The sequence below is a fragment of the Rhodoferax sp. GW821-FHT10B06 genome, from assembly GCF_059415605.1.
Map to the genome: position 1 here is coordinate 89,434 of NZ_JBWKNO010000018.1, position 18,960 is coordinate 108,393.

Annotated in this window: 23 protein-coding genes; 6 read left to right on the top strand and 17 right to left on the bottom strand. The window is 63.0% G+C overall.

Going from position 1 to position 18,960, the window contains the following annotated elements; translation table 11 throughout:
- Nucleotides 1-4: 4 nt before the first annotated feature.
- Nucleotides 5-247, bottom strand: a complete 243-nt coding sequence (locus tag AC07O2_RS21980; protein WP_495098651.1) for a hypothetical protein — start codon at nucleotides 245-247, stop codon at nucleotides 5-7.
- 504 nt (nucleotides 248-751) lie between these two features.
- On the opposite strand from AC07O2_RS21980, the gene AC07O2_RS21985 reads away from it, so the two are divergent.
- Nucleotides 752-2,638, top strand: a complete 1,887-nt coding sequence (locus AC07O2_RS21985; RefSeq protein ID WP_495234389.1) for an AsmA family protein — start codon at nucleotides 752-754, stop codon at nucleotides 2,636-2,638.
- Between the two features lie 2 nt (nucleotides 2,639-2,640).
- Here the strand turns inward: AC07O2_RS21985 and AC07O2_RS21990 are convergent, their stop codons facing one another.
- On the bottom strand, nucleotides 2,641-3,378 hold the full coding sequence (locus tag AC07O2_RS21990; RefSeq protein ID WP_495098653.1) for a Crp/Fnr family transcriptional regulator: 738 nt from the start codon (nucleotides 3,376-3,378) through the stop codon (nucleotides 2,641-2,643).
- Nucleotides 3,379-3,413: 35 nt separating this feature from the next.
- Between AC07O2_RS21990 and AC07O2_RS21995 the strand changes: the two genes are divergently transcribed.
- Nucleotides 3,414-3,710 (top strand): hypothetical protein, encoded by a 297-nt coding sequence (locus AC07O2_RS21995; RefSeq protein ID WP_495098654.1) that lies wholly within the window; start codon nucleotides 3,414-3,416, stop codon nucleotides 3,708-3,710.
- A 101-nt stretch (nucleotides 3,711-3,811) separates the two neighbouring features.
- On the opposite strand, the gene AC07O2_RS22000 is transcribed toward AC07O2_RS21995, so the two are convergent.
- From AC07O2_RS22000 to AC07O2_RS22020, 5 genes are all read right to left on the bottom strand, one after another.
- A complete protein-coding gene (locus AC07O2_RS22000; RefSeq protein ID WP_495098655.1) occupies nucleotides 3,812-3,970 on the bottom strand; it encodes a DUF3309 family protein in 159 nt (52 codons plus the stop codon).
- 119 nt (nucleotides 3,971-4,089) lie between these two features.
- Nucleotides 4,090-4,506, bottom strand: coding sequence for a hypothetical protein (locus tag AC07O2_RS22005; protein ID WP_495098656.1), 417 nt, complete (start codon nucleotides 4,504-4,506; stop codon nucleotides 4,090-4,092).
- Between the two features lie 19 nt (nucleotides 4,507-4,525).
- Nucleotides 4,526-4,906 (bottom strand): ElaB/YgaM/YqjD family protein, encoded by a 381-nt coding sequence (locus AC07O2_RS22010; protein WP_495098657.1) that lies wholly within the window; start codon nucleotides 4,904-4,906, stop codon nucleotides 4,526-4,528.
- Nucleotides 4,907-4,975: 69 nt separating this feature from the next.
- Complete coding sequence (locus tag AC07O2_RS22015) at nucleotides 4,976-5,140, bottom strand: DUF1328 domain-containing protein (RefSeq protein WP_490591492.1); 165 nt, start codon at nucleotides 5,138-5,140, stop codon at nucleotides 4,976-4,978.
- 297 nt (nucleotides 5,141-5,437) lie between these two features.
- Nucleotides 5,438-6,793, bottom strand: a complete 1,356-nt coding sequence (locus tag AC07O2_RS22020) for a CHASE3 domain-containing protein (protein ID WP_495098658.1) — start codon at nucleotides 6,791-6,793, stop codon at nucleotides 5,438-5,440.
- 56 nt (nucleotides 6,794-6,849) lie between these two features.
- Here AC07O2_RS22020 and AC07O2_RS22025 point away from each other — a divergent pair, with 56 nt between their 5' ends.
- The gene (locus tag AC07O2_RS22025) at nucleotides 6,850-7,482 is read left to right on the top strand and encodes a response regulator (protein ID WP_495098659.1); all 633 of its coding nucleotides are present in this window, start codon (nucleotides 6,850-6,852) and stop codon (nucleotides 7,480-7,482) included.
- Between the two features lie 15 nt (nucleotides 7,483-7,497).
- Here the strand turns inward: AC07O2_RS22025 and AC07O2_RS22030 are convergent, their stop codons facing one another.
- A complete protein-coding gene (locus AC07O2_RS22030; protein WP_495098660.1) occupies nucleotides 7,498-7,899 on the bottom strand; it encodes a response regulator transcription factor in 402 nt (133 codons plus the stop codon).
- A 327-nt stretch (nucleotides 7,900-8,226) separates the two neighbouring features.
- Between AC07O2_RS22030 and AC07O2_RS22035 the strand changes: the two genes are divergently transcribed.
- On the top strand, nucleotides 8,227-9,030 hold the full coding sequence (locus tag AC07O2_RS22035; RefSeq protein ID WP_495098661.1) for a beta/gamma crystallin-related protein: 804 nt from the start codon (nucleotides 8,227-8,229) through the stop codon (nucleotides 9,028-9,030).
- Here AC07O2_RS22035 and nudK read toward each other — a convergent pair.
- On the bottom strand, nucleotides 9,027-9,641 hold the full coding sequence (gene nudK, locus AC07O2_RS22040; RefSeq protein WP_495098662.1) for a GDP-mannose pyrophosphatase NudK: 615 nt from the start codon (nucleotides 9,639-9,641) through the stop codon (nucleotides 9,027-9,029). The genes AC07O2_RS22035 and nudK overlap by 4 nt on opposite strands.
- 87 nt (nucleotides 9,642-9,728) lie before the next feature.
- Between nudK and AC07O2_RS22045 the strand changes: the two genes are divergently transcribed.
- Nucleotides 9,729-10,487, top strand: coding sequence for a DeoR/GlpR family DNA-binding transcription regulator (locus AC07O2_RS22045; RefSeq protein WP_495098663.1), 759 nt, complete (start codon nucleotides 9,729-9,731; stop codon nucleotides 10,485-10,487).
- Here the strand turns inward: AC07O2_RS22045 and AC07O2_RS22050 are convergent.
- On the bottom strand, nucleotides 10,484-11,086 hold the full coding sequence (locus AC07O2_RS22050; protein WP_495098664.1) for a chalcone isomerase family protein: 603 nt from the start codon (nucleotides 11,084-11,086) through the stop codon (nucleotides 10,484-10,486). The genes AC07O2_RS22045 and AC07O2_RS22050 overlap by 4 nt on opposite strands.
- Before the next feature lie 488 nt (nucleotides 11,087-11,574).
- Between AC07O2_RS22050 and AC07O2_RS22055 the strand changes: the two genes are divergently transcribed.
- On the top strand, nucleotides 11,575-12,126 hold the full coding sequence (locus tag AC07O2_RS22055) for a hypothetical protein (RefSeq protein ID WP_495098665.1): 552 nt from the start codon (nucleotides 11,575-11,577) through the stop codon (nucleotides 12,124-12,126).
- 85 nt (nucleotides 12,127-12,211) lie between these two features.
- Here the strand turns inward: AC07O2_RS22055 and otnI are convergent, their stop codons facing one another.
- The 7 genes from otnI to AC07O2_RS22090 form a co-directional block, all read right to left on the bottom strand.
- Nucleotides 12,212-13,009 carry a 2-oxo-tetronate isomerase gene (otnI, locus tag AC07O2_RS22060; RefSeq protein ID WP_495234390.1) on the bottom strand — a complete coding sequence of 266 codons (798 nt, stop codon included), beginning with the start codon at nucleotides 13,007-13,009 and terminating at the stop codon, nucleotides 12,212-12,214.
- Nucleotides 13,010-13,036: 27 nt separating this feature from the next.
- Nucleotides 13,037-13,693 (bottom strand): class II aldolase/adducin family protein, encoded by a 657-nt coding sequence (locus tag AC07O2_RS22065; RefSeq protein ID WP_495234391.1) that lies wholly within the window; start codon nucleotides 13,691-13,693, stop codon nucleotides 13,037-13,039.
- Nucleotides 13,686-14,951, bottom strand: a complete 1,266-nt coding sequence (gene otnK / locus AC07O2_RS22070; RefSeq protein ID WP_495234392.1) for a 3-oxo-tetronate kinase — start codon at nucleotides 14,949-14,951, stop codon at nucleotides 13,686-13,688. Before otnK ends, AC07O2_RS22065 begins: the two co-directional genes overlap by 8 nt.
- A complete protein-coding gene (gene denD, locus AC07O2_RS22075) occupies nucleotides 14,948-15,970 on the bottom strand; it encodes a D-erythronate dehydrogenase (protein ID WP_495098669.1) in 1,023 nt (340 codons plus the stop codon). The genes otnK and denD overlap by 4 nt, the downstream gene beginning before the upstream one ends.
- A complete protein-coding gene (ltnD, locus tag AC07O2_RS22080) occupies nucleotides 15,967-16,866 on the bottom strand; it encodes an L-threonate dehydrogenase (protein WP_495234393.1) in 900 nt (299 codons plus the stop codon). The genes denD and ltnD overlap by 4 nt, the downstream gene beginning before the upstream one ends.
- Nucleotides 16,867-16,893: 27 nt before the next feature.
- Nucleotides 16,894-18,198 carry an MFS transporter gene (locus tag AC07O2_RS22085; protein WP_495234394.1) on the bottom strand — a complete coding sequence of 435 codons (1,305 nt, stop codon included), beginning with the start codon at nucleotides 18,196-18,198 and terminating at the stop codon, nucleotides 16,894-16,896.
- A gap of 255 nt (nucleotides 18,199-18,453) precedes the next feature.
- Nucleotides 18,454-18,813, bottom strand: coding sequence for a DUF6232 family protein (locus tag AC07O2_RS22090; protein WP_495234395.1), 360 nt, complete (start codon nucleotides 18,811-18,813; stop codon nucleotides 18,454-18,456).
- Between the last annotated feature and the right edge of the window lie 147 nt (nucleotides 18,814-18,960).

Consider the following 18,960-nt stretch of genomic DNA (forward strand, 5'->3'; position numbering starts at 1 on the left):
GGCGTTACAAGGCCAGCAAACAGCCACCCATCAGCAGTGTCACGATGAACAGGGTCGTCACAAAACGTGCGGCTACGAAGCCGTGGAGTCTCTCCGCGCAGTACTGCAGCACAGACAGGCCGCCTGGTGCCGCTCGGCAATGGTCCAGGTGCTCGCCCAGGGCGGCGAGTTCCATGGGGGAGGTATCTGCTGTGGCACCAAAAGAAGATGTGCTCCAGCGCGAGGTAAGAATGGTCTGGCAGCTCATGGGCGTTCCTTATGCCAAGCGCTCGGCCCTTCGGGGCACGTGTGGCGCATGTGCTTCAGGGGGAACGCCTTGGCGGGCCCGCGGTGCGGGCCACGTGTAACCAAGCGGCAACCTCAATGTAGGCCGCTTGAGGGCGGCTGTATGTCGGAGAGCAGGCTGTGTCTTGTAAGACAACACGCGGTGTATGTCCATGTTGCCTGTGTGGAGGCCAGTGCGATGCTGCCGTGTTCGGTACCACCGATACACTGGTGGTGCAGCCGAATTTTCTTCACGCATCTCTGTTTTTGTTTCATGGAAAAGGTTGTTACACGCATGCCCACTAGCGCTCCTTCTGAACCTTCGGCGCGTCCTGCGGTTTCGCGTAAGGCGTTTTTTCCTTGGCGGCTATGGTCTGCTGCGATCGTTTGCGCATTGTTGGCGGGCGTTGCGCTGGGCGAATGGTGGGGTTGGCCGTTTCTTGCGGCGCCACTGCAGCGGATGCTGGGGGACTCCATGCAGCGGCGCGTGGTGCTTGCTCCACAGGGCTTTCAGATCCGATTCGTGGGAGGGCTGCGGCTGCAGACCCCCTTGCTGGAGGTGGCCGCGCCCGACTGGAGCAAGAGGCCGCATATGCTGTTGGCGCAGGATGTGGCCCTGGAGCTGCGCTACCTGGACCTATGGCGCACCTACCAGGGCCAGCCTCTGCGTATCCACAGCTTGCAGGCGCGCACGTTGGACAGTGATTTGGAGCGTCTGGCCGATGGCCGGGCCAGCTGGCAATTCGGACCGGACCATCCCGCAGCTGAGCCGTCCAAATCGCCGGCTCAGCTGCCCTTGTTCGGCCATCTGCAGGTAGACCAGGGCGCCGTGCGAGTCAACGATGTACCCTTGGGGCTGGCGTTGACTGCCCAGCTTTCTCTGGCCCCTGGCCAGGCTGCGCAAGCGGATGGACCGGCGGCCAGCGTGCTGCAACTGCAGGGCAACGGCCGCTACCGTAATTTGCCCCTGAAGTTGGAAGTGCAGTCCTCGGGGGTGTTGCCGTCCGAGCTGGGCGCTGCGCCCACGTTGCCGGTCAGCTTGGTGCTGGACCTCAGCGTGGGTCGCGCCAAGATCCATTTCAAGGGCCGAGCAGCCGATGCGCTGCAACCTCGCGACTTCCAGGGAAGCTTCAACGTCCAGGGCCCTTCGCTGGCCGCCGTGGGCGACCCGTTGGGCGTGACGCTGCCGACCACATCGGCGTTCCGTACCACCGGCGCCATCGCCCGCAAGGGGCCAACCTGGAGTGTGGTGGTGAGCGATGCCACCGTAGGCTCCAGCAGCCTGAATGGCGCTTTTACTTATGAGACTGCCCGCCCTGTGCCGCTGCTGGCCGGCCGCCTGGGTGGTAAACGTCTGCAGTTGGCCGACCTGGGACCGGTGGTCGGGACCACGCCGGCCACCATGGCAGCCAGCGAGGATGCCAGTGTGTCCGTACCGGCAACACGCGCCAAGGGCCGTGTGTTGCCGAACCGTCCGTTCGACCTAGCGGCTATGCGGGTCATGGATGCAAATGTGCTGATCGACATTCAACAGGTGGACCTGAATTCCCGCCTGCTGCAGCCACTGCAGCCGCTGAGTGGTCATTTGCAGCTTCAGGCCGGCTTGCTGACTTTGCAGAACATGGTGGCGCGTACCGCCCAGGGCCAGGTGCAGGGGGATCTTTCATTGGACGGGCGGGCGGATGAGGCTCTTTGGAAGACCGATCTGCATTGGAGCGGCGTGCAGCTGGACCACTGGCTGCGCCAGACGCGCGACAAGGGGCAGCCCCCCTACATCAGCGGCCAGCTGCAGGGCCAGGCCCAATTGCAAGGCAAGGGACGCTCTACCGCCGAGATTTTGGCCAGCTTGCAGGGGCAGTTGCGCATGGACTTGCGCAATGGCGCGGTGTCGCACCTGGGAGTGGAGTTGCTGGGGCTGGACCTGGCGCGCAGCCTGGGGGTCTGGATCAAGGGGGACGATGCACTGCCCGTGTCTTGTGCGGTGGCGGACTTGGCCGCCGCGGGCGGCGTGTTCCGCCCCAAGGTGATGGTGGTGGATACAGACAATTCCACCGTGTGGACGGAGGGCTCACTCTCCCTGGCCAGCGAGACCATGGATCTGCGCCTGGTGGTCAGCCCCAAGGATTTCAGCCCCCTGGCCCTGCGCACGCCCATCCGGGTAAGTGGCAGCTTCAGCCAGCCCGATGTGTCGCTGGAAAAAGGCCCCTTGGGCCTGAAGGCCGCCGGGGCCGTGCTGCTGGGACTGATCAACCCATTTGCGGCCCTGATCCCCTTGATGGACCTGGGTGACAGTGACAAGGCCCAGCAGGGGGCCGCCGGTTGCCAGGGCTTGCGCCAGCGCGCTGCGGCACTGGCGAAGAAGCCGGTGAAATAGGGTTACACCAGTGGCCTGGGGGGCGGCTTGCCGTCGCCATATAGATCGGCTAGCCGGGTCAAGGCCTTGACGTCGCGCAGGTACAGGCGCCCGTTGTCGATGCGGTGCAGGCCGCGTTTTTCCAGCTTGCGCAGGGTCTTGTTGGTGTGTACCAGCGACAGGCCGAGTCCGTCGGCCACATGCTGCTGCGTCAGGGGGAATAGCACGCCGCTCGCGCCACCATCGGGCTGCAAGGCGGCGGCCCGCTTGAACAGCAGTATCAGCAGCATGGCGATGCGCTCTTCGGCGCTGCGCCGCCCGACCGACAGCAGGGTGTCGTCCACCAGCGATTCTTCGTGGGCCGTTAGCCAGGTGATGTTGAAGCCCATGGTGGGCGAGCGTCGGTGTAGTTCCCAGAGCGCATCGCGCTGGAACACGCATAGTGAGGTGTCGGTCAGTGTCTGCACGCCGTGGGCCGATGCGTCGCCCATCTTCTGCTGCACGCCCACAAAGTCACCGGCCAGCAGAAAGGACAGGATCTGGCGCCGCCCATCACTCAAGGTTTTGAAGCGAAAGGCCCAACCCGTCAGCAAGGTGTATAGCGGTGCATCGGTCTGGCCTTCATGGATCAGCGTTTCACCCGCGGCCAGCTGAACCTCGCGCCGCTTCAGGGACTGCACCAGGTCTAGCTCATCCCCGCTATGGGCAATGAACAAGGGAAGCTGCCGCAAAGGGCAGGCGCTGCAACGGGTTTCACTCATGGGGGTCTCGTGGTCGGCATGTTTGGCGCGCGGTTATGTCTTATGACATATTGCTTGCGCAGCAGCACACCTACATTGCAGTTTTGGTCTTCTATTCCGCTTACATGCAAGTATCTTACTCACCAGATAACGCGCCCCAGCTTGCGCCAGAAGCGGTTGTGTCCGCAGAGGACTGGGATGTCTTGTTTTGTGCCGTACTGGAGCAGCTATGTACCGCGGTCGCCTCGGAGCGTGTCGATGCGTCGGTGCGTGCGTGTGTGTATGAGTGTGTGGAAGCGTTGAAACTGCTGCAGCACACCTTGCCGGGTACGCGTACAGGCCGTTCCTCGTAGCCATTGGCCACGGGAAACGCGGCTTCTTCTGCGCTACTGAACGAACACTAGCAGCTGCAAATACAGTCGCTGATCATTCGTTGCCGCTGTTTCGCAAGACGCTACAGCCGACCGGTTAGCAGCAGCACGATCAGCACGATCAGCACCAAGCCCAGCCCACCGCTGGGACCATAGCCCCAGCCTGAACTATGCGGCCAAGTGGGCAAAACGCCAACCAGCATCAGAATCACAACGATCAATAAAATGGTGCCTAGGCCCATGGTCATCTCCTGGTAAAAACAAGTGGGGTCGGTACAAACCTAGCGCAGAGCCTGGCTTCCCCGTCATCCGGATTTGTGGCGTTGCTACGCCAGGATGGTGGGCTTGGTGAGGCTGATACTCAGGGCTTGCCGGTAGAAGATGCGGGTGCCATGATTTCCACCTCGTGCATTTCACGCAGAATGCCGCCGCCGGCTACGCTGCCAGAGGCCGTTCCCTGGCCTTCGATGCGAGCCCGACAGGCAGCCTTATCGGCACCATTCAGGGCTTCGCAGCGCTGCAAGGCATTGGCTTGAAGATCGGCCTGCGCGGCGGTGCTCAGGCTTTGCTTCGGGACCGCATGGGCACTGCGTGCCTCGGTCAGGCAGGTTGCCTTGTCTTGCTGGGTTTTCCCGTTGTTGCAAGCCAAGACCTCCTGTTTGTAGTCTCCCGAAGCATCTATGCTCACCTGCGCGGTGGCCGCCGTCACCGCCATCAGTGTGGCTGCGCCAAAGTAGATGTAGCTGCTAAGGATGGGGCGGGAGTTGGTGGTGCGCATGGTGTGCTCCGGCATGTGCTTAGTTGCGCTGACTGGAGCGGCGCGCCAGACCGGCAAAGACGGTCAGCAGGGCACCTGCGGCTACTGCGATGGCAACCGACTTGACCGGCTGCTCCCTGATGTAGTCGATGGTGTGGTCGGTGGCTCGACGTGCTTGGACGCGCAATTTCTCCGAGCTGTCATGCAATGCTGCCGAGCTGGATTGCAGCAGGGCGCTGGCCTTGGCCGCAGCACGGTCGAATGCTTGGGTGCTATGGCCGTGCAGGTCGTCCACGGTGTCGGCTACGCCATCCAGGGCGCGGTTGGCAGCGCGTCGAGTGGATTGGATGGCTTTTTCTGCAGACATTGCCGCTTCGTCGGCCAGGGTGCTGGCGTGGTCGGAGAGTTTGTTGTTAAACATGGGTTTTCCTTTGCAGAGTGGATAAAACGTTGTGGTTGTCTTGGACGACTGTGTGCGACGTATGAGCGCTTAGCCCGACTTGATCAGGCTGAACAAGAAGCTGGCGACTGCCATGACGGCAAAGACGACGAACAAAATCTTGGCAATGCCCACGGCACTGGCAGCGATGCCGGTGAAGCCGAACAGGGCTGCAATCAAGGCAATAACAAAGAAGACAACGGCGTAATGCAACATGGCTTGGTTCCTGGCAATGGGGTGTTAAAGCCCCGGGTTTCAAGGTTGTCGCAGCCTGTCACGTTGCGATGCCTTGAGTGTGAACCTGGGGGCGTTTACGGCCCATAGGCGGCGTTGCCGCAGCCATGTCGGGAGAGGGCGGTTGCCCGCGTAGGACGTTGCTGACAGGGTGAGGGCTCACCCCCAGGCCGCACGCTGCGCGTTTTTGCATTCCTCTTGCAGAGGGCGAACCTGGAGGCCGGGCAAAGCCGGTTCCACGGGTTCCTGGACTGAAAGCTGTTGTGCCTTGAGCGGGTTCTAAGTCGCCAGGACTTTCGACTCGGGCAGCGTGACGTGGATGCGCGTGCCCAGGCCCGGGGCGGAGCTCAGCGTCAGCACGCCGCCTTCGGCCTCCACCCGGAAGCGCATGCCCATCAGTCCGTAGGCGGAGATGGGTTTGATGCTGGTGTCGAAGCCCACGCCATCGTCGCGTACCGAAATCTCTACCCGGCCTTGCCGGGCGGTGAGGGAGATCCAGATGTTCTTGGCGTTGGCGTATTTGGTGATGTTGGTGATGGCCTCCTGCACCAGACGGTAGACCACCAGCTCGGCGGACTTGGTCAGTTGCACAGCATCCAGCGTGCAGTGCACCGCCACGTCGGAGTGCTCGGCAAACTCCTTGGTCAGAATGTCCAGAGTGGCCACCAGGCCCAAGTTGCTCAGGGCAGACGGGCGCAGGTCTTCGATGATGCGCCGACCCAGTGAGATGCAGCTGTTGATGGTGGATACCAGGTGGGCCAGCAGGTCCAGTGCTTCTGGCGAGGTGACGCTGATGCGCGACTTGATACGGGCTGCATCCAGCTTGGCCGAGGTCAGCAGCGAGCCCAGATCGTCATGCAGATTGCGCGCCAGCCGGTTGCGCTCGTCTTCACGGGCACTTTGCAAGTGGTGGGTCAGCTCGGTGAGTTGCGCTGTGCGCTGCACCACTTCGACCTCCAGCCGGTCGCGCTCTACCTGCACCATGCGCCGCAACTCTTGCTGCTGTCGGCTGAATAGGAAGATCTGGCGCAGGTACATGAACAGGGCCCCCAGGCTGAGCAGCGTCAGCGCGGCCACCCCCAGACGGTTGAACATCAGCGTGGTGTAGATGCTTTTACGGCTTTGCGTGATGTTGTTCAGCTCGTAGTCTTGCAGCTTTGCGCAGAGCAGGCGGAATGCGTCCATCTGCTCTTTGCCAATACCGCTCAGCATCACCTCTTTGACCGATTCCAGCTTGTCGGTCTCATACAGATGCATGGTCAGCGACAGCTCGGACAGCTTGGTTTCCGAGACCGCATGCAGCTGGGCCATCAGCGCCTCGGGCGTGGCGTTGTCGCGGTAATACTGGTCCAGAAAATCAAACGAGGTTTTGATTTTCTTTAGTGCGCTGTTGTAAGGCGCCAGGTACTCCTTGCGCCCTGTCAACAGGTAGCCGCGTTGCCCGGTTTCTGCATCCACCAGGCTTTGGGACAGGATCTGGATGTTTGTCCGTGCCAGCGACATGGTTGTCAGCGTGTCCAGGCGGTCCACTGACTGGAAGTAGGAACCCTCACTGATCAACACCATGGACAGGGCCACGGAGCAAGCCAGCGCAAACACGATGCGGTTGCGTTTGACCACTGTGAGGAATCTCATCTCCATCCTTTTGTCGAAAATGTGGGATCATGCAGCAGAAAGTACTGCCCCATACCATGATCCGAATTGCTATTGTTGATGACCACGCCATGGTGCGTGCTGGACTGCGCCAGTTTTTCGCGGACCAGATCGACTTCGCCGTTGTAGCTGAGGCGACCAATGGCCGCGAGGCGCTGGACATTGTTCGCAGGGGAGATGTCGATGTGATCGTGATGGATATTTCCATGCCCGACCACAGCGGTGTGGACGCCCTGGTCGCCATCAAGGCCCGCGAGCCGGATCTGCCGGTGCTCATACTCAGTGGTTTTGCCGAAGCCCATTACGCCACCACCCTGTTGCGCCAGGGCGCCAGCGGATACCTGAACAAGGACTGCGACCCCGAAGAGATCGTGAAGGCCATACGCACCGTGCACCGTGGCCGCAAGTACATTACCGCCGCGGTTGCCGAGCGCCTGGCCGACGGCCTGGGTGGCGACGCCGACAAGCCCTTGCATGAGCAATTGTCCGAGCGTGAGTTGCAGGTGTTTTTGCGCCTGGCCAAGGGTGAAACCATTGGTAATATGGCTGTCAGCATGTCACTCAGCGTGAAGACTGTCAGCACCTACCGTACCCGGGTGATGGAAAAGATGCAGCTGGAGTCGAACAGCGACCTGACCTACTACGCTCTAAAGAACGGCCTGATCCAGTAAGCCGCTTGCGCGGGTTCATGCCAGCACGCCAGGGACAGTGCCACCACTGGCTAGGTGGTCGCAGTAGGTGATCAGCGCGTCAATATCGTTGGATTTGTCAAACACCCGGTCGGCACCCAGGTCCAGGCATTTGCGCCGCATGTCCTGCGTGGCGTAGTTGCTCAGTACTACCAGCTTGTGGTGTAGCCTGGGTGTATGCAAGGCCCGCAACACCCCCAGGCCCGAGCCTGATTTCAGAAAAATATCCACGATCACCAGGTCGACCTCGTGGCTGGCATCGCTCAGCCACTGTACCGCCGTGCTTTCGTCTTCTGCCGTGCCTATGACCTGCACGGGGACGAGCTCCTCCAGCGTGGCGATCAGGCTTTCCCGTATGACAGGGCTGTCTTCGACGATATAGGTTTTGAGCGGTGGCATGGCGATGGCATTACTTTCTTTGGCTCCAGAATCTGCGCCGTGGCTCTGTAAGAGCGCATAGGTGGCGAAGTGGTGTCCACAGCTCACAGTCGATGGTATGCAAAAAGTGTGGCTGAAGTATGCCTTTTGCCCAGTTGGTGCCACCATCGGGCATACGCGCAGCTACTTGTAAGACCTTTCCTACGCAGCGGTCAGAGCTGTTATCTGTTTGTAGGATTTCTACTACCTCCGGCCAAGCTGCCGTCTGCTGGTTCGGCCATCTGGCTTGCAGGAAACTGGAGGAGTGGCGGATTCCCATCCGCACATCTTCCATCTAAAGAGGCAAGCATGCACACATTCTTCAAAACCGGTTTTACCCTAGCTACCCTTGTGGTGGCCGGCCATGTCGCCGCCCAGGTGACTTTTTACGAACATGAGGGCTTCCAGGGTCGGGCCTTTACTGTGGAACAGCCGGTGGACGACTTTCGCAGCCTGGGTTTCAATGACCGGGCCTCGTCGGTGGTGGTGCTGGGCGAGCGCCGCGAAGTGTGCGAGGACGCGGGTTATGGCGGCCGCTGCGTGGTTTTGTTGCCCGGCCAATACCCTTCGCTGGCGGCCATGGGCCTGAACGACCGCATCTCCTCCGAGCGGCCCCTGCGCGGCAATGAGCGCACCGGTGACTACCGTTACGCCCCCGTACCCCAGCCCGCTTACGACAACCGCCGCCGAGACAACGAGCGCCTATTCCAGGTTCCTGTGACTTCGGTGCGCGCCATCATGGGCACACCACAGCAGCGCTGCTGGACCGAGCGTCAGCAGGTGGACCAGGGCGGCGGGGCGAATATCCCCGGCGCCTTGGTGGGCGCACTGATCGGCGGGGTGTTGGGCCACCAGGTGGGCGGCGGCCGGGGCAAGGACATTGCCACCGCCGGCGGCGCCGTGGCCGGTGCGGCGGTAGGGTATGGCGTGGGTGGTGGCTATGGCGCCCCGCAGACGCAAGATGTGCAGCGCTGCAGCAGCGTGCCGGCCTCGGCACGCCCCGCCTACTGGGACGTGAGCTACAACTTCCGGGGCCAGGAGCACCGCGTGCAGATGACGACCCAGCCTGGCCCCACCATCACGGTGAACCGCCAGGGCGAGCCGCGCGCTTAAATCGGGCCATTCACCAAACCCTGCAGCTGCGCGTACTGCAGCAGCAGGATGGTCTTGCCGTCGCAGATGCGGCCATCGGCCACCATCTGCACGGCCTCCGCCAGGGGCAGCTCCAGCACCTGGATGTCTTCGCCTTCGTGGTGTTCCCCTCCGCCGTCGGACACCTTGTCTGCCGCGCTGTATTCGCCGACGAAGAAAAACACCTTTTCCGTGACCGAGCCGGGGCTCATATAGGCTTCGAACACCTTGCGCACCTGCTGGATGCGGAAGCCGGTTTCCTCCTCCGTCTCGCGGCGTATGCAGGTGGCGGGGTCGTCCTGGTCCAGCAGGCCGGCGCAGGTCTCGATCAGCATGCCATCGGCATTGCCATTCACATAGGTAGGGAAGCGGAACTGCCGCGTCAGCACCACCGTGCCCTGGGCCGGGTTGTATAGCAGGATGGTGGCGCCGTTGCCCCGGTCATAGGTCTCGCGGCTCTGGCGTTGCCAGCTGCCGTCACGCCGGCGCAGCTCGAAGCTGGTCTTTTTCAGCAGATACCAGTCGTGCGACAGGACTTTTTCTTCGACAACGCGCAAGTTCGGCAGGTTTGGCAGGTTTTCCAAGGCTTGCATGCGGGCTCCAGGCGGTAGATTTGCCAACAGTCTAGCAAATCGTGCAGAATCGTGCAAAACAAGCAACTTCGTGCAGATTAACCATACATGCTGACCCAGCAACGCAAACAACTGATCCTGGACACCCTGCGCCGCGACGGCCGCATCGTCGCCGCCGACCTCAGCGCCAGCCTGGGCCTGTCGGAAGACACCATCCGCCGCGACCTGCGGGCCCTGGCAGCCCAAGGCCTGCTGCAGCGCGTGCACGGCGGCGCCTTGCCGGCATCGCCCGCAGTGGGCAATTTCGCCGCGCGCAGCCAGCTGCAGATGCCGGGCAAGCAGGCCATCGCCAAGGCGGCGGCGGCCATGGTTCAGCCCGGCCAGGTGGTGTTCATCGACGGTGGCACCACCTGCCAACAACTGGCGCAGCGCCTGCCGCCCACCCTGCGCGCTACGGTGGTCACGCACAGCCCGACCATCGCCCTGGCCCTGGTGGAGCACCCGCTGGTGGACGTGCAACTGATTGGCGGCCACCTGTTCAAGCACTCGGTGGTGGCGGTGGGCGCGGCAGCCATCGAGGCGATTCGCCAGGTGCGGGCCGACCTGTATTTCATGGGCGTGACCGGCATCAGCGCCACCGCCGGCCTGAGCACCGGCGACATGGAAGAGGCCCATGTGAAGCGCGCGCTGATGGCCCAGGCGGCCGAAACCTGGGTGCTGGCCTCGGCCGAGAAGCTGCATGCGGCCTCTCCGTATGTGATTGCCGCTTGCAAGGCAGCCACCGGCCTGGTGGTCGAGCCCGGCACGACCGAGCAGGATGTGGCGGCGCTGACGGCGCTGGGCCTGGCCTTGGTGCGCGCGGTCTAGTAGCCCTTTTTCGTTGTGGCGTCCTGGCCCAGCAGCGCGGCTTTCAGGCCATAGTCGGCCGGGCTGTCGCCGACCCAGATGTTCAGCACCATGCCGAAGAATTCGGCGTCACCCACCGGCGTGCCCTGGGGCTGGCCGGCGATGAAGAACAACGTACCTTGGCCGGGAATGAACTGCATCGCAAAGCTGTCGCCCACCGCCAGCTTGCTGCGACCGGAGAAGATTTCGATCAATCGGTTCGCCGAGGTGGTGTGTTTGAGCACCAGCTCCTTGGGCGAATTGGCCGACAGGCCTTTGATGAACGCCAGGCCCAGGTCGGTGCCGGAGAGTTCGCGCAAGGCAGTGAAGCTCAGCAGCTTGGGACCGGGCAGAGCCCGCAGCTCTTCGGCGCTGGACACCTTGTGCGGCGTGTACAAAGCCATGTCATAGACCTTGAACACCGCACGGTAGCGGGTGCCTGCGCCGTTGAGCAGTAGCGGCGTGCCCAGCACTTGGGCCTCGGCCGCAAATGGGGTGCTGGGCGCGTTGGCCGTGGCAGCCCACAGCGGTTGGCACAGCAGCGGGGCAGCCAGTATGGCGGCGCGGATCAAGCGGTTCATCGGTCGGTCTCCTGCAAAGCTTTTTAGAGCCTGTTCAGAGTCTTTTGCAATCCCCAAAAAAAGAACTCTGAATAGATTTTCAGCCCCGCACTGTACCGCGTTTGCTTTACATGCCGGCTATATGGTTTGGGGCTTTTTAGGCCTCTGGCGCATATAAAGTCTACGCAGGCAGCTATCAAATAAATAGCTGCGGGTTTGCTGTTGTGCCCCGTGGCCTATTGGGCGTACGCCGCAGGCTGCGCCTGGGCTACCACCCGCCGCCGTGTGCGTACGGCAGGCAAAAAAACTACACAGCCCTGCAGCCCACTAGCGCAGGCGCAATCTACGCATGCAGCTATGAATAACGTAGTAATGGGGTGCCCACGAGGCCAGCACGTAGCGCGCGGTAGGACATCTACTACATGCATTCGACACCCAGTCCGCTGTATGCATGACCGGTAGGGAGTCACACTGACCGTAGCACTTTTGCCTGTTCACGGAGGACTTCCATGCATTCACTTTTCAATCTCAAAGCTTCACTCGCCGTTGCCGCTCTGCTGGCCTTGCCTCTGGCCCAGGCGGCGAACATCAGCAAGGACGAATACGCCAGCGGCAAGGCCCGCGTGGGCGCCGAGTACAAGACCGCCAAGGCCGCATGCGATTCGCTGGCGGGCAATGCCAAGGACATCTGCCAGGAAGAAGCCAAGGCCAAGTACAAGGTGGCCCTGGCAGATATGAAGTACAGCTACACCGGCAAGCTGTCTGACCGTACCAGCGCGCTGGAAACCAAGGCCGAAACCGACTATGCCGTCGCCAAGGAGAAGTGCGACGACAAGGCCGGCAACGACAAATCGGTCTGCGTGAAGGAAGCAAAGGCCATCGAAGTCAAGGCCAAGGCGGATGCGCGTACCAACGAGAAGGTAGGCGACGCCAAGGCCGATGCAACGGCTGAAAAGCACGATGCCGATTACGACGTCGCGGCACAGAAGTGCGATGTGCTGGCCGGCGATGCCAAGACCAGCTGCATCAGTGCCGCCAAGGCCAAGTTCGGCAAGAATTGATCGCCTGTAACGCTAGGGGCTTTTAGGCCTCTGGCGCTTATATAGTGTGCGCAAGATGCTATTGATGTGATAGCAATCGGTGCATTTACTTGTGGCGCTGCAGCCAGCCCAGCCCGGCCGTTGTACCGCCCGGCACCGCCCCCCGCTGCGCCCGGTACTCGCAGCCCACATGGCCCGCATAACCCAGCTGGTCCAGCAGGGCGAAAAGGTAGTCGTGGTTGATTTCGCCCACGTCCGGTTCATGCCGCTCAGGCACGCCGGCAATCTGGATGTGGCCGACCTGGCCGGTCGGCAGGTACTGGCGCAGCTTCATGGCCAGGTCGCCTTCCATGATCTGGCAGTGGTACAGGTCCATCTGCACCTTCAGGTTGGGCGCACCCACCGAGGCCACGATGGCATGTGCCTGGGCCTGGTGGTTCAGGTAGAAGCCCGGCATGTCGCGGGTGTTGATGGGCTCAATCAGCACGTCCAGGCCGGCATTGGCAGCCTGCGCCGCCGCCCAGGCCAGGTTGGCCTCGTACACCGGGCGCAGGCTTTCACGCGTCTGGCCTTCGGGCAGCAAGCCGGCCATCACGTGGATGCGCGGGCAGGCCAGGGTGCGGGCGTAGTCCAGCGCCTGTGCAAAGCCCTGGCGGAATTCGGCCTCGCGGCCTAGCAGGCAGGCAATGCCGCGCTCGCCCGCATCCCAGTCGCCGGGCGGAGCGTTGAACAGTACTTGCTTCAAACCATGCTGCTGGAGCTGCGCGGCGATATCGCTGGCCGAAAACGCGTAGGGGAACAGGTATTCCACCGCCTTGAAGCCATCGGCGGCAGCGGCGGCAAAACGGTCTAGAAAGGCGTGCTCCTGGTAGAGCATGCTGAGGTTGGCGGCAAATTGGGGCATTCGGTTTCTTTCAAATATTCACGTGAACTACCAGGCGGCGCCGAACTGCTCGCGCAGCGCCTGGATCTGTTCTTCGGCGAGGGGGCGGGCCCGGGTCATATGCCACAGGCGCGCGGTTTCTTCCAGTTCTTCCAACACGGCGCTGGCTTCGGCGGGGCTGCTGTGCCACACATTCGGGCCCAGGCGGTCCAGCATCACCGCGCGCAGCGGCGTGCCGCGCTGTTGCATGGCGGCAATGCGCTGGGCTACCAGCGCGCCCACGGCCGGGTCGCCGGGCCGGTGGTAGGGGATCAGCGGCACATGGCCGACCTTCATTACGTAGTACGGGGTGATGGGCGGCAGGATGTCGTCCGGCTGCCACACGCCGGTCAGCGTCAGCGCCACTAGGTGCGTGCTGTGGGTGTGGATCACGCAGCGCGCCTGCGGCTCGGCGCCGTAGATGGTGCGGTGCAGCACCAGGGTCTTGGACGCGCGGGCGCCGCTGCGCTGTACACCGTCCGGGTCCACCCTGGCCAGCGTGGCCGGGTCCAGCTGGCCCAGGCAGGCGTCGGTAGGCGTGATCAGGTAGCCGGCATCGTCGGGCAAGCGCACGCTGATATTGCCGGCGCTGGCGTGCACATAGCCGCGCGCATATAGCGAGGCGCCGACGCGGCATATCTCTTCGCGCAGCTGCAGTTCATTCATGGAGTTGCTCAAAAGCTTGGGTGAAAAAGTCCGGGCTACCAAAGTTACCCGACTTCAGCGCCAGATGCAGTACATGCACACCACTTTGCGCCGATGTCCAGGGCACACCGGGGGCGATTTGCGGGCCGATGGCCATCTGCGTGACGTCTAGGGCCTGCACCACGGCACCCGAGGTTTCGCCGCCGGCCACCACCAGCTGGCGCACGCCGGCATCGACCAGGCCGCGCGCAATGGCGGCCAGGGCGTGTTCCACCAGCGTACCGGCTGCCGCCACGCCCAGCTGGGCCTGCACGGCTTTCACGGCGTCGGGTTCGGCCGTGGCGTAGACCAGTACCGGGCCGTCGGCTAGCAAGGGCTTGGCCCATGCCAGTGCCTGCGCCACCACATCGTCGCCGCGCGCCAGGGCCAGCGGATCGATGGCGAAACTGGGCCGGCCGCCCTGTTGAAAGCGCAGCACCTGGCCATTGGTGGCCACCGAGCAACTGCCGGAGACGATGGCGCGCAGGCCGGTGGCCGGCGGCAGACCATCGGCGGCGGTATTGGTGATCTGCCAGTTCTGCGGCAGGCCAATCGCGATGCCCGAGCCCGCGGTGACCAGCGGCATGCTCGCCAGCGCCGGGCCGATGTGCTGCAGGTCGGCGTTGGAGATGGCGTCCAGCACGGCGATTTGCACACCCTCGGCTTGCAGCGCGGCAAAGCGGGCGCGGATCGCATCCGGCCCCTGCGCCACCACGTCATAGGCCACCAGGCCGACCTTGCGCTGGGTTTGCTGCTGCAGCACCTGCACCAGGTTGGCGTTGGTCATCGGTGTCAGCGGGTGGTTGCGCATGCCGCTGTCCGACAGCAGCTGGTCGCCCACGAACAGATGGCCCTTGAAGATGGTGCGCTGGTTCTTCGGGAAGGCCGGGCAGGCGATGGTGAAGCGGCTGTCCAGTGCGTCCAACAGGGCGTCCGTCACCGGGCCAATATTGCCCTCGGCAGTGGAGTCGAAGGTCGAGCAGTATTTGAAGTAGATTTGTTGCACGCCCTGGGCCTGCAGCCAGCGCAGGGCCTCCAGCGACTGCGCCACCGCATCGGCCGGCGCGATGGTGCGCGACTTCAGCGCCACCACGATGGCATCGGCTTCTACCGGCGCTGCGCCCGCGGGCGGCACGCCAATGGTTTGCACCGTGCGCATGCCGTTGCGCACCAGGTTGTTGGCAAGGTCGGTGGCGCCGGTGAAGTCGTCGGCGATGCAGCCGAGCAGGGGGCAGGTCATGCGTGTTTCTCCAGAAGCGGGAGCCGTACGGCACCCGGATTTTCCTGCACATATTCGCGCAGTATGTCGTTGAAGCTGGCGTCGGCCAGCAGGCCCAGCGCAGTGGCGCGGGCGCTGTGCACGCGGCTGGGCCAGGCGGTCACGATGGCGGCGATGCGCGCATCCGGCTCCCAGTCCAGCAGGGCCGTGGCGGCGGGGCCGGCCATGTCTTCCAGCGCCTGCGCCATGGCGCCCACGGTGGTAGTCAGTGCAGGCAGGTTCACGGCGGTGCGCGCACCCCATGCGGCGGCGCTGGCCTGGGCGGCGCGCAGCAGGCCCTGCACGGTGCGGCCCGGCGATGCCAGGGCCACCGGCGTATCGGCGGCCACTGGCACGCGGGCGCGCTGGCCGGCCAGCGGTTCGCGCAGCATGCCGCTTAGGAAGCTGGAGGCTGCCGCATTCGGCTGGCCGGGGCGCACGGCCACGGTCATCAGCCGCACATTGCGGCCCTGCACCAGGCCGCGCCGGCTGAAGTCGGCCACCAGCTGCTCGCCGATGAATTTCTGGATGCCGTAGCTGTTCTGCGGCGTGGGCAGGGTGTGGTCCTCCACCACGGCAGGTAGGGGCTGTTCAGCCGTGCTGCCGAACACCGCCACCGAGCTGGAGAACACGAACACCGGGGCGGTGCCCAGCTGGCGGCAGGCCTGCAGCAGGGCCAGGGTCGCATCCACATTGCTGTGCAGGCCCAGGTCCAGCTCGGCCTCGCACTCGCCGCTGACGGCGGCGGCCAGGTGGTAGACCAGGGCTGTGTCTGCGGTCAGCACTTGCCCGCTGGCCAGCTGCGCCTGCAGGTCGCCACTGACAAAGCGCACGCGCGGGTCGGCGGCCAGGTCCGCCGGCGGCGGCATGCGGTCGGCCAGCACCAGCTGGGTGATGGGGCGGGGCAGGGTACCAGCCAGCGAGAAGTTGTCATGTGCCAGCAACGCCCGCGCCAAGCGCGCACCCACGAAGCCGCAGCCACCGGTGATGAGAATCTTCATGGCGCTTCGGGCAGGGTGATGCCCGGGAAGATTTTGATCACCGCCGAATCATCCTCGCGCCCATGGCCGGCGGTAGAGGCCTGCATGAACATCTGGTGTGCCGTGGCTGACAGCGGCAGCGGGAATTTGCTGGCCCGTGCCGTGTCCAGCACCAGGCCCAGGTCTTTCACAAAAATGTCTACCGCCGACAGCGGTGTGTAGTCGCCCGCCAGTACATGGGCCATGCGGTTTTCGAACATCCAGCTATTGCCCGCGCTGTGGGTGATCACCTCGTACAGCGCATCGGCCGCCACGCCCTCGCGCAGGCCCAGGGCCATGGCTTCGGCGGCGGCGGCAATGTGCACGCCGGCCAGCAGCTGGTTGATGATCTTCACCTTGCTGCCCGGGCCAGCGGCATCGCCCAGCTTGTAGACCTTGGCGGCCATCGCGTCCAGCGCGCCACCGACCTTGGCGTAGGCCGCAGCGCTGCCGGAGGTCATCATGGTCATGTCACCCGATGCCGCCTTGGCCGCGCCGCCGGAGATGGGCGCGTCCAGGTACAGCAGGCTCATGGCGTTCAGGCGTTTTTCCAGCGAGATGGACCAGTTCGGGTCCACGGTGGAGCACATCACAAACGCGCTGCCGGGGCGCATGGCGGCTGCCGCGCCGTTCTCGCCAAACAGCACGCCCTCGGTCTGCGCGGCGTTGACCACCACGCTGACCACCACCTCGCAGTGCGCAGCGACTTCGGCCGGGTTGGCACAGGCCACGCCGCCCTCGGCGGCAAAGGCCTGCGCCGCCTCGGCTCGCACGTCGCAGACGTGCACCTTATAGCCCGCGCGGCGCAGCGAGCTGGCCATGCCGCGCCCCATGGCGCCCAGGCCAATAACGCCAATTGCTCCGATGTTTTGACTCATGATTTCTCCAGAGGGATGTGAATAGACTTATCGATTAACCAGATGGGCCGGTGTGCGCCACACGGCGATGGCCCCCACCACCAGCATGCTGGCCAGCACATACATGCCGATCTGGGTGCTGTGGGTCAGGTCCTTCAGGTAGCCGATCAGGTAGGGGCTGACGAAGCCCGCCAGGTTGCCCACCGAGTTGATCACCGCAATGCCTGCCGCCGCGCCGGTGCCCGACAAAAACGCCGTGGGCAGCGACCAGAACAACGGTGCGCAGGTCAGCGTGCCGGCCGCTGCCAGCGACAGGAAGGCGATCGCCACCACAGTGTTCTGCGTATAGGACGCAGCCACGGTGAAGCCGATGGCGCCCATCATGGCCGGAATGATCAAGTGCCAGCGGCGTTCGCGCTTGGCGTCGGCACTGCGGCCAAACAGGTTCATGGCGACGATGGCGCAGATGAAGGGGATGGCGCTGAGCAGGCCGATGTTCAGGTTGCCGGTAATACCGGTGGACTTGACCAGGGTGGGCAGCCAGAAGGTCAGCGCGTACTGGCCCATCACGAACGAGAAGTAGATCAGGCACATCCACCACACGCGGCTGTCCTTGAACACGGCCGACACCGAGTGCGGGCCTTGCAGCGTGTGCTTGGCGTCGGCGGCGATCTCGCTGGACAGGAAGCGCTTTTCTTCTTCGTTCAGCCATTTGGCTTTGCTGATGCTGTTGTCCAGCACCAGGATCACGGCCACACCCACCAGCAGGGCGGGCAGGGCTTCGATGATGAACATCCATTGCCAGCCGTTCATGCCGTACACATCGTGGAAGCTGTCCATGATCCAGCCTGACAGCGGGTTGCCAAAGATGCCCGCCACGGGAATGGCCGACATGAACACAGCCACGATCTTGCCGCGCCGGTGCGCCGGGAACCAGTAGGTCAGGTACAGGATGACGCCGGGGTAAAAGCCGGCTTCGGCCAGGCCCAGCAGAAAGCGCATCACGTAGAACTGGGAGGGCGTCTTCACGAAGATGAAGGCCGCCGACATCAGGCCCCAGGTGATCATGATGCGGGCAATCCAGATACGCGCGCCGATCTTGTGCATCAGCAGGTTGCTGGGTAGCTCGAACAAAAAGTAGCCAATGAAGAACACGCCCGCGCCCAGGCCAAACACGGTTTCGCTGAAACCCAGGTCCTGCCCCATCTGCAGCTTGGCAAAGCCCACGTTCACCCGGTCCAGGTAGGCCACCACGTAGCACAGCATCAAAAAGGGCACGATGCGCCAAAACACTTTGCGATAGACGCGTGTTTCGACGTCCTCGGGGACGGCGGATAGGGTGGCGGAAGTCATGGAACGGTCTCCTGGTTGTAGAAAGTCAGTGGGCAAATTATATTTGTCTACTGATCATGTTGTCATACAACTTTAGGCGACGGGAGGTTTTTGGGGTATTGGGGGTTTCCCGGGGCTGGGGGCGGGGATTAGGCGCTAGAACTGCGGTTGAGGGCCGGGACTCGGGTCTAGCAAAAGAGGGCTGTTTAACCCTTGCGTTGAACCGCCAGTTAGGTCGTGCTGGCGAGGCGAGCGTTGGGTACCACTTCTGGCTGCCTAACCACGATGGACGATAGCGTCGCTAAGTGCGGCTACGACTTTGCCGAGGTAGTCTTTCTGGTGCGTCGTCAGAGCTTTTGTCTCTCCACCGGATGTCCTTAACATGACGTGATAGGTCGTTCGTTGCTTGTAAAGAAAGTAAATCGAGAGTGCGATTACAGGAATGCCAAAGAAGGCGTTTTGCGTAAGCGAAGCGAGACCAATGAGAAGGCAAACAATGCCCCAGAACCGTTTTGGAGGCTCTGTGATTGGATTTACGGATGTGACGTTGCTCATAGCAAATGTCTGTCCTTCGACAACGAATCGAGCGTTTGTGACCTTTACGCCTTCGTATTCAAAAAATGTCTTTTCATCCATTTGCCGGTCTCCTGAAAGTAGCTTGGGTCGTCTATAAACAAGTGCAGCAGATAGTCCCTCCGATTTGGGCTTAGAGCGGCTAACAAAACGGGGAAAGTCTACGAAGGCAGATGACACAACAAGCCAGGGAAAGCAAGGCCGTATGAA

Coding starts and splice junctions, on each gene's coding strand:
- AC07O2_RS22005 (WP_495098656.1), bottom strand. CDS start 4,506: ATGCGCACCACCAACTCCCGCCCCATCCTTAGCAGCTACATCTACTTT.
- AC07O2_RS22035 (WP_495098661.1), top strand. CDS start 8,227: ATGCACACATTCTTCAAAACCGGTTTTACCCTAGCTACCCTTGTGGTG.
- AC07O2_RS22065 (WP_495234391.1), bottom strand. CDS start 13,693: ATGAATGAACTGCAGCTGCGCGAAGAGATATGCCGCGTCGGCGCCTCG.
- AC07O2_RS22020 (WP_495098658.1), bottom strand. CDS start 6,793: ATGAGATTCCTCACAGTGGTCAAACGCAACCGCATCGTGTTTGCGCTG.
- AC07O2_RS22045 (WP_495098663.1), top strand. CDS start 9,729: ATGCTGACCCAGCAACGCAAACAACTGATCCTGGACACCCTGCGCCGC.
- otnK (WP_495234392.1), bottom strand. CDS start 14,951: ATGACCTGCCCCCTGCTCGGCTGCATCGCCGACGACTTCACCGGCGCC.
- AC07O2_RS21980 (WP_495098651.1), bottom strand. CDS start 247: ATGAGCTGCCAGACCATTCTTACCTCGCGCTGGAGCACATCTTCTTTT.
- AC07O2_RS22015 (WP_490591492.1), bottom strand. CDS start 5,140: ATGTTGCATTACGCCGTTGTCTTCTTTGTTATTGCCTTGATTGCAGCC.
- AC07O2_RS21990 (WP_495098653.1), bottom strand. CDS start 3,378: ATGAGTGAAACCCGTTGCAGCGCCTGCCCTTTGCGGCAGCTTCCCTTG.
- AC07O2_RS22050 (WP_495098664.1), bottom strand. CDS start 11,086: ATGAACCGCTTGATCCGCGCCGCCATACTGGCTGCCCCGCTGCTGTGC.
- otnI (WP_495234390.1), bottom strand. CDS start 13,009: ATGCCCCAATTTGCCGCCAACCTCAGCATGCTCTACCAGGAGCACGCC.
- AC07O2_RS22055 (WP_495098665.1), top strand. CDS start 11,575: ATGCATTCACTTTTCAATCTCAAAGCTTCACTCGCCGTTGCCGCTCTG.
- AC07O2_RS22010 (WP_495098657.1), bottom strand. CDS start 4,906: ATGTTTAACAACAAACTCTCCGACCACGCCAGCACCCTGGCCGACGAA.
- AC07O2_RS22000 (WP_495098655.1), bottom strand. CDS start 3,970: ATGGGCCTAGGCACCATTTTATTGATCGTTGTGATTCTGATGCTGGTT.
- AC07O2_RS22085 (WP_495234394.1), bottom strand. CDS start 18,198: ATGACTTCCGCCACCCTATCCGCCGTCCCCGAGGACGTCGAAACACGC.
- AC07O2_RS22090 (WP_495234395.1), bottom strand. CDS start 18,813: ATGGATGAAAAGACATTTTTTGAATACGAAGGCGTAAAGGTCACAAAC.
- nudK (WP_495098662.1), bottom strand. CDS start 9,641: ATGCAAGCCTTGGAAAACCTGCCAAACCTGCCGAACTTGCGCGTTGTC.
- ltnD (WP_495234393.1), bottom strand. CDS start 16,866: ATGAGTCAAAACATCGGAGCAATTGGCGTTATTGGCCTGGGCGCCATG.
- denD (WP_495098669.1), bottom strand. CDS start 15,970: ATGAAGATTCTCATCACCGGTGGCTGCGGCTTCGTGGGTGCGCGCTTG.
- AC07O2_RS21995 (WP_495098654.1), top strand. CDS start 3,414: ATGTCTTATGACATATTGCTTGCGCAGCAGCACACCTACATTGCAGTT.
- AC07O2_RS22025 (WP_495098659.1), top strand. CDS start 6,850: ATGATCCGAATTGCTATTGTTGATGACCACGCCATGGTGCGTGCTGGA.
- AC07O2_RS22030 (WP_495098660.1), bottom strand. CDS start 7,899: ATGCCACCGCTCAAAACCTATATCGTCGAAGACAGCCCTGTCATACGG.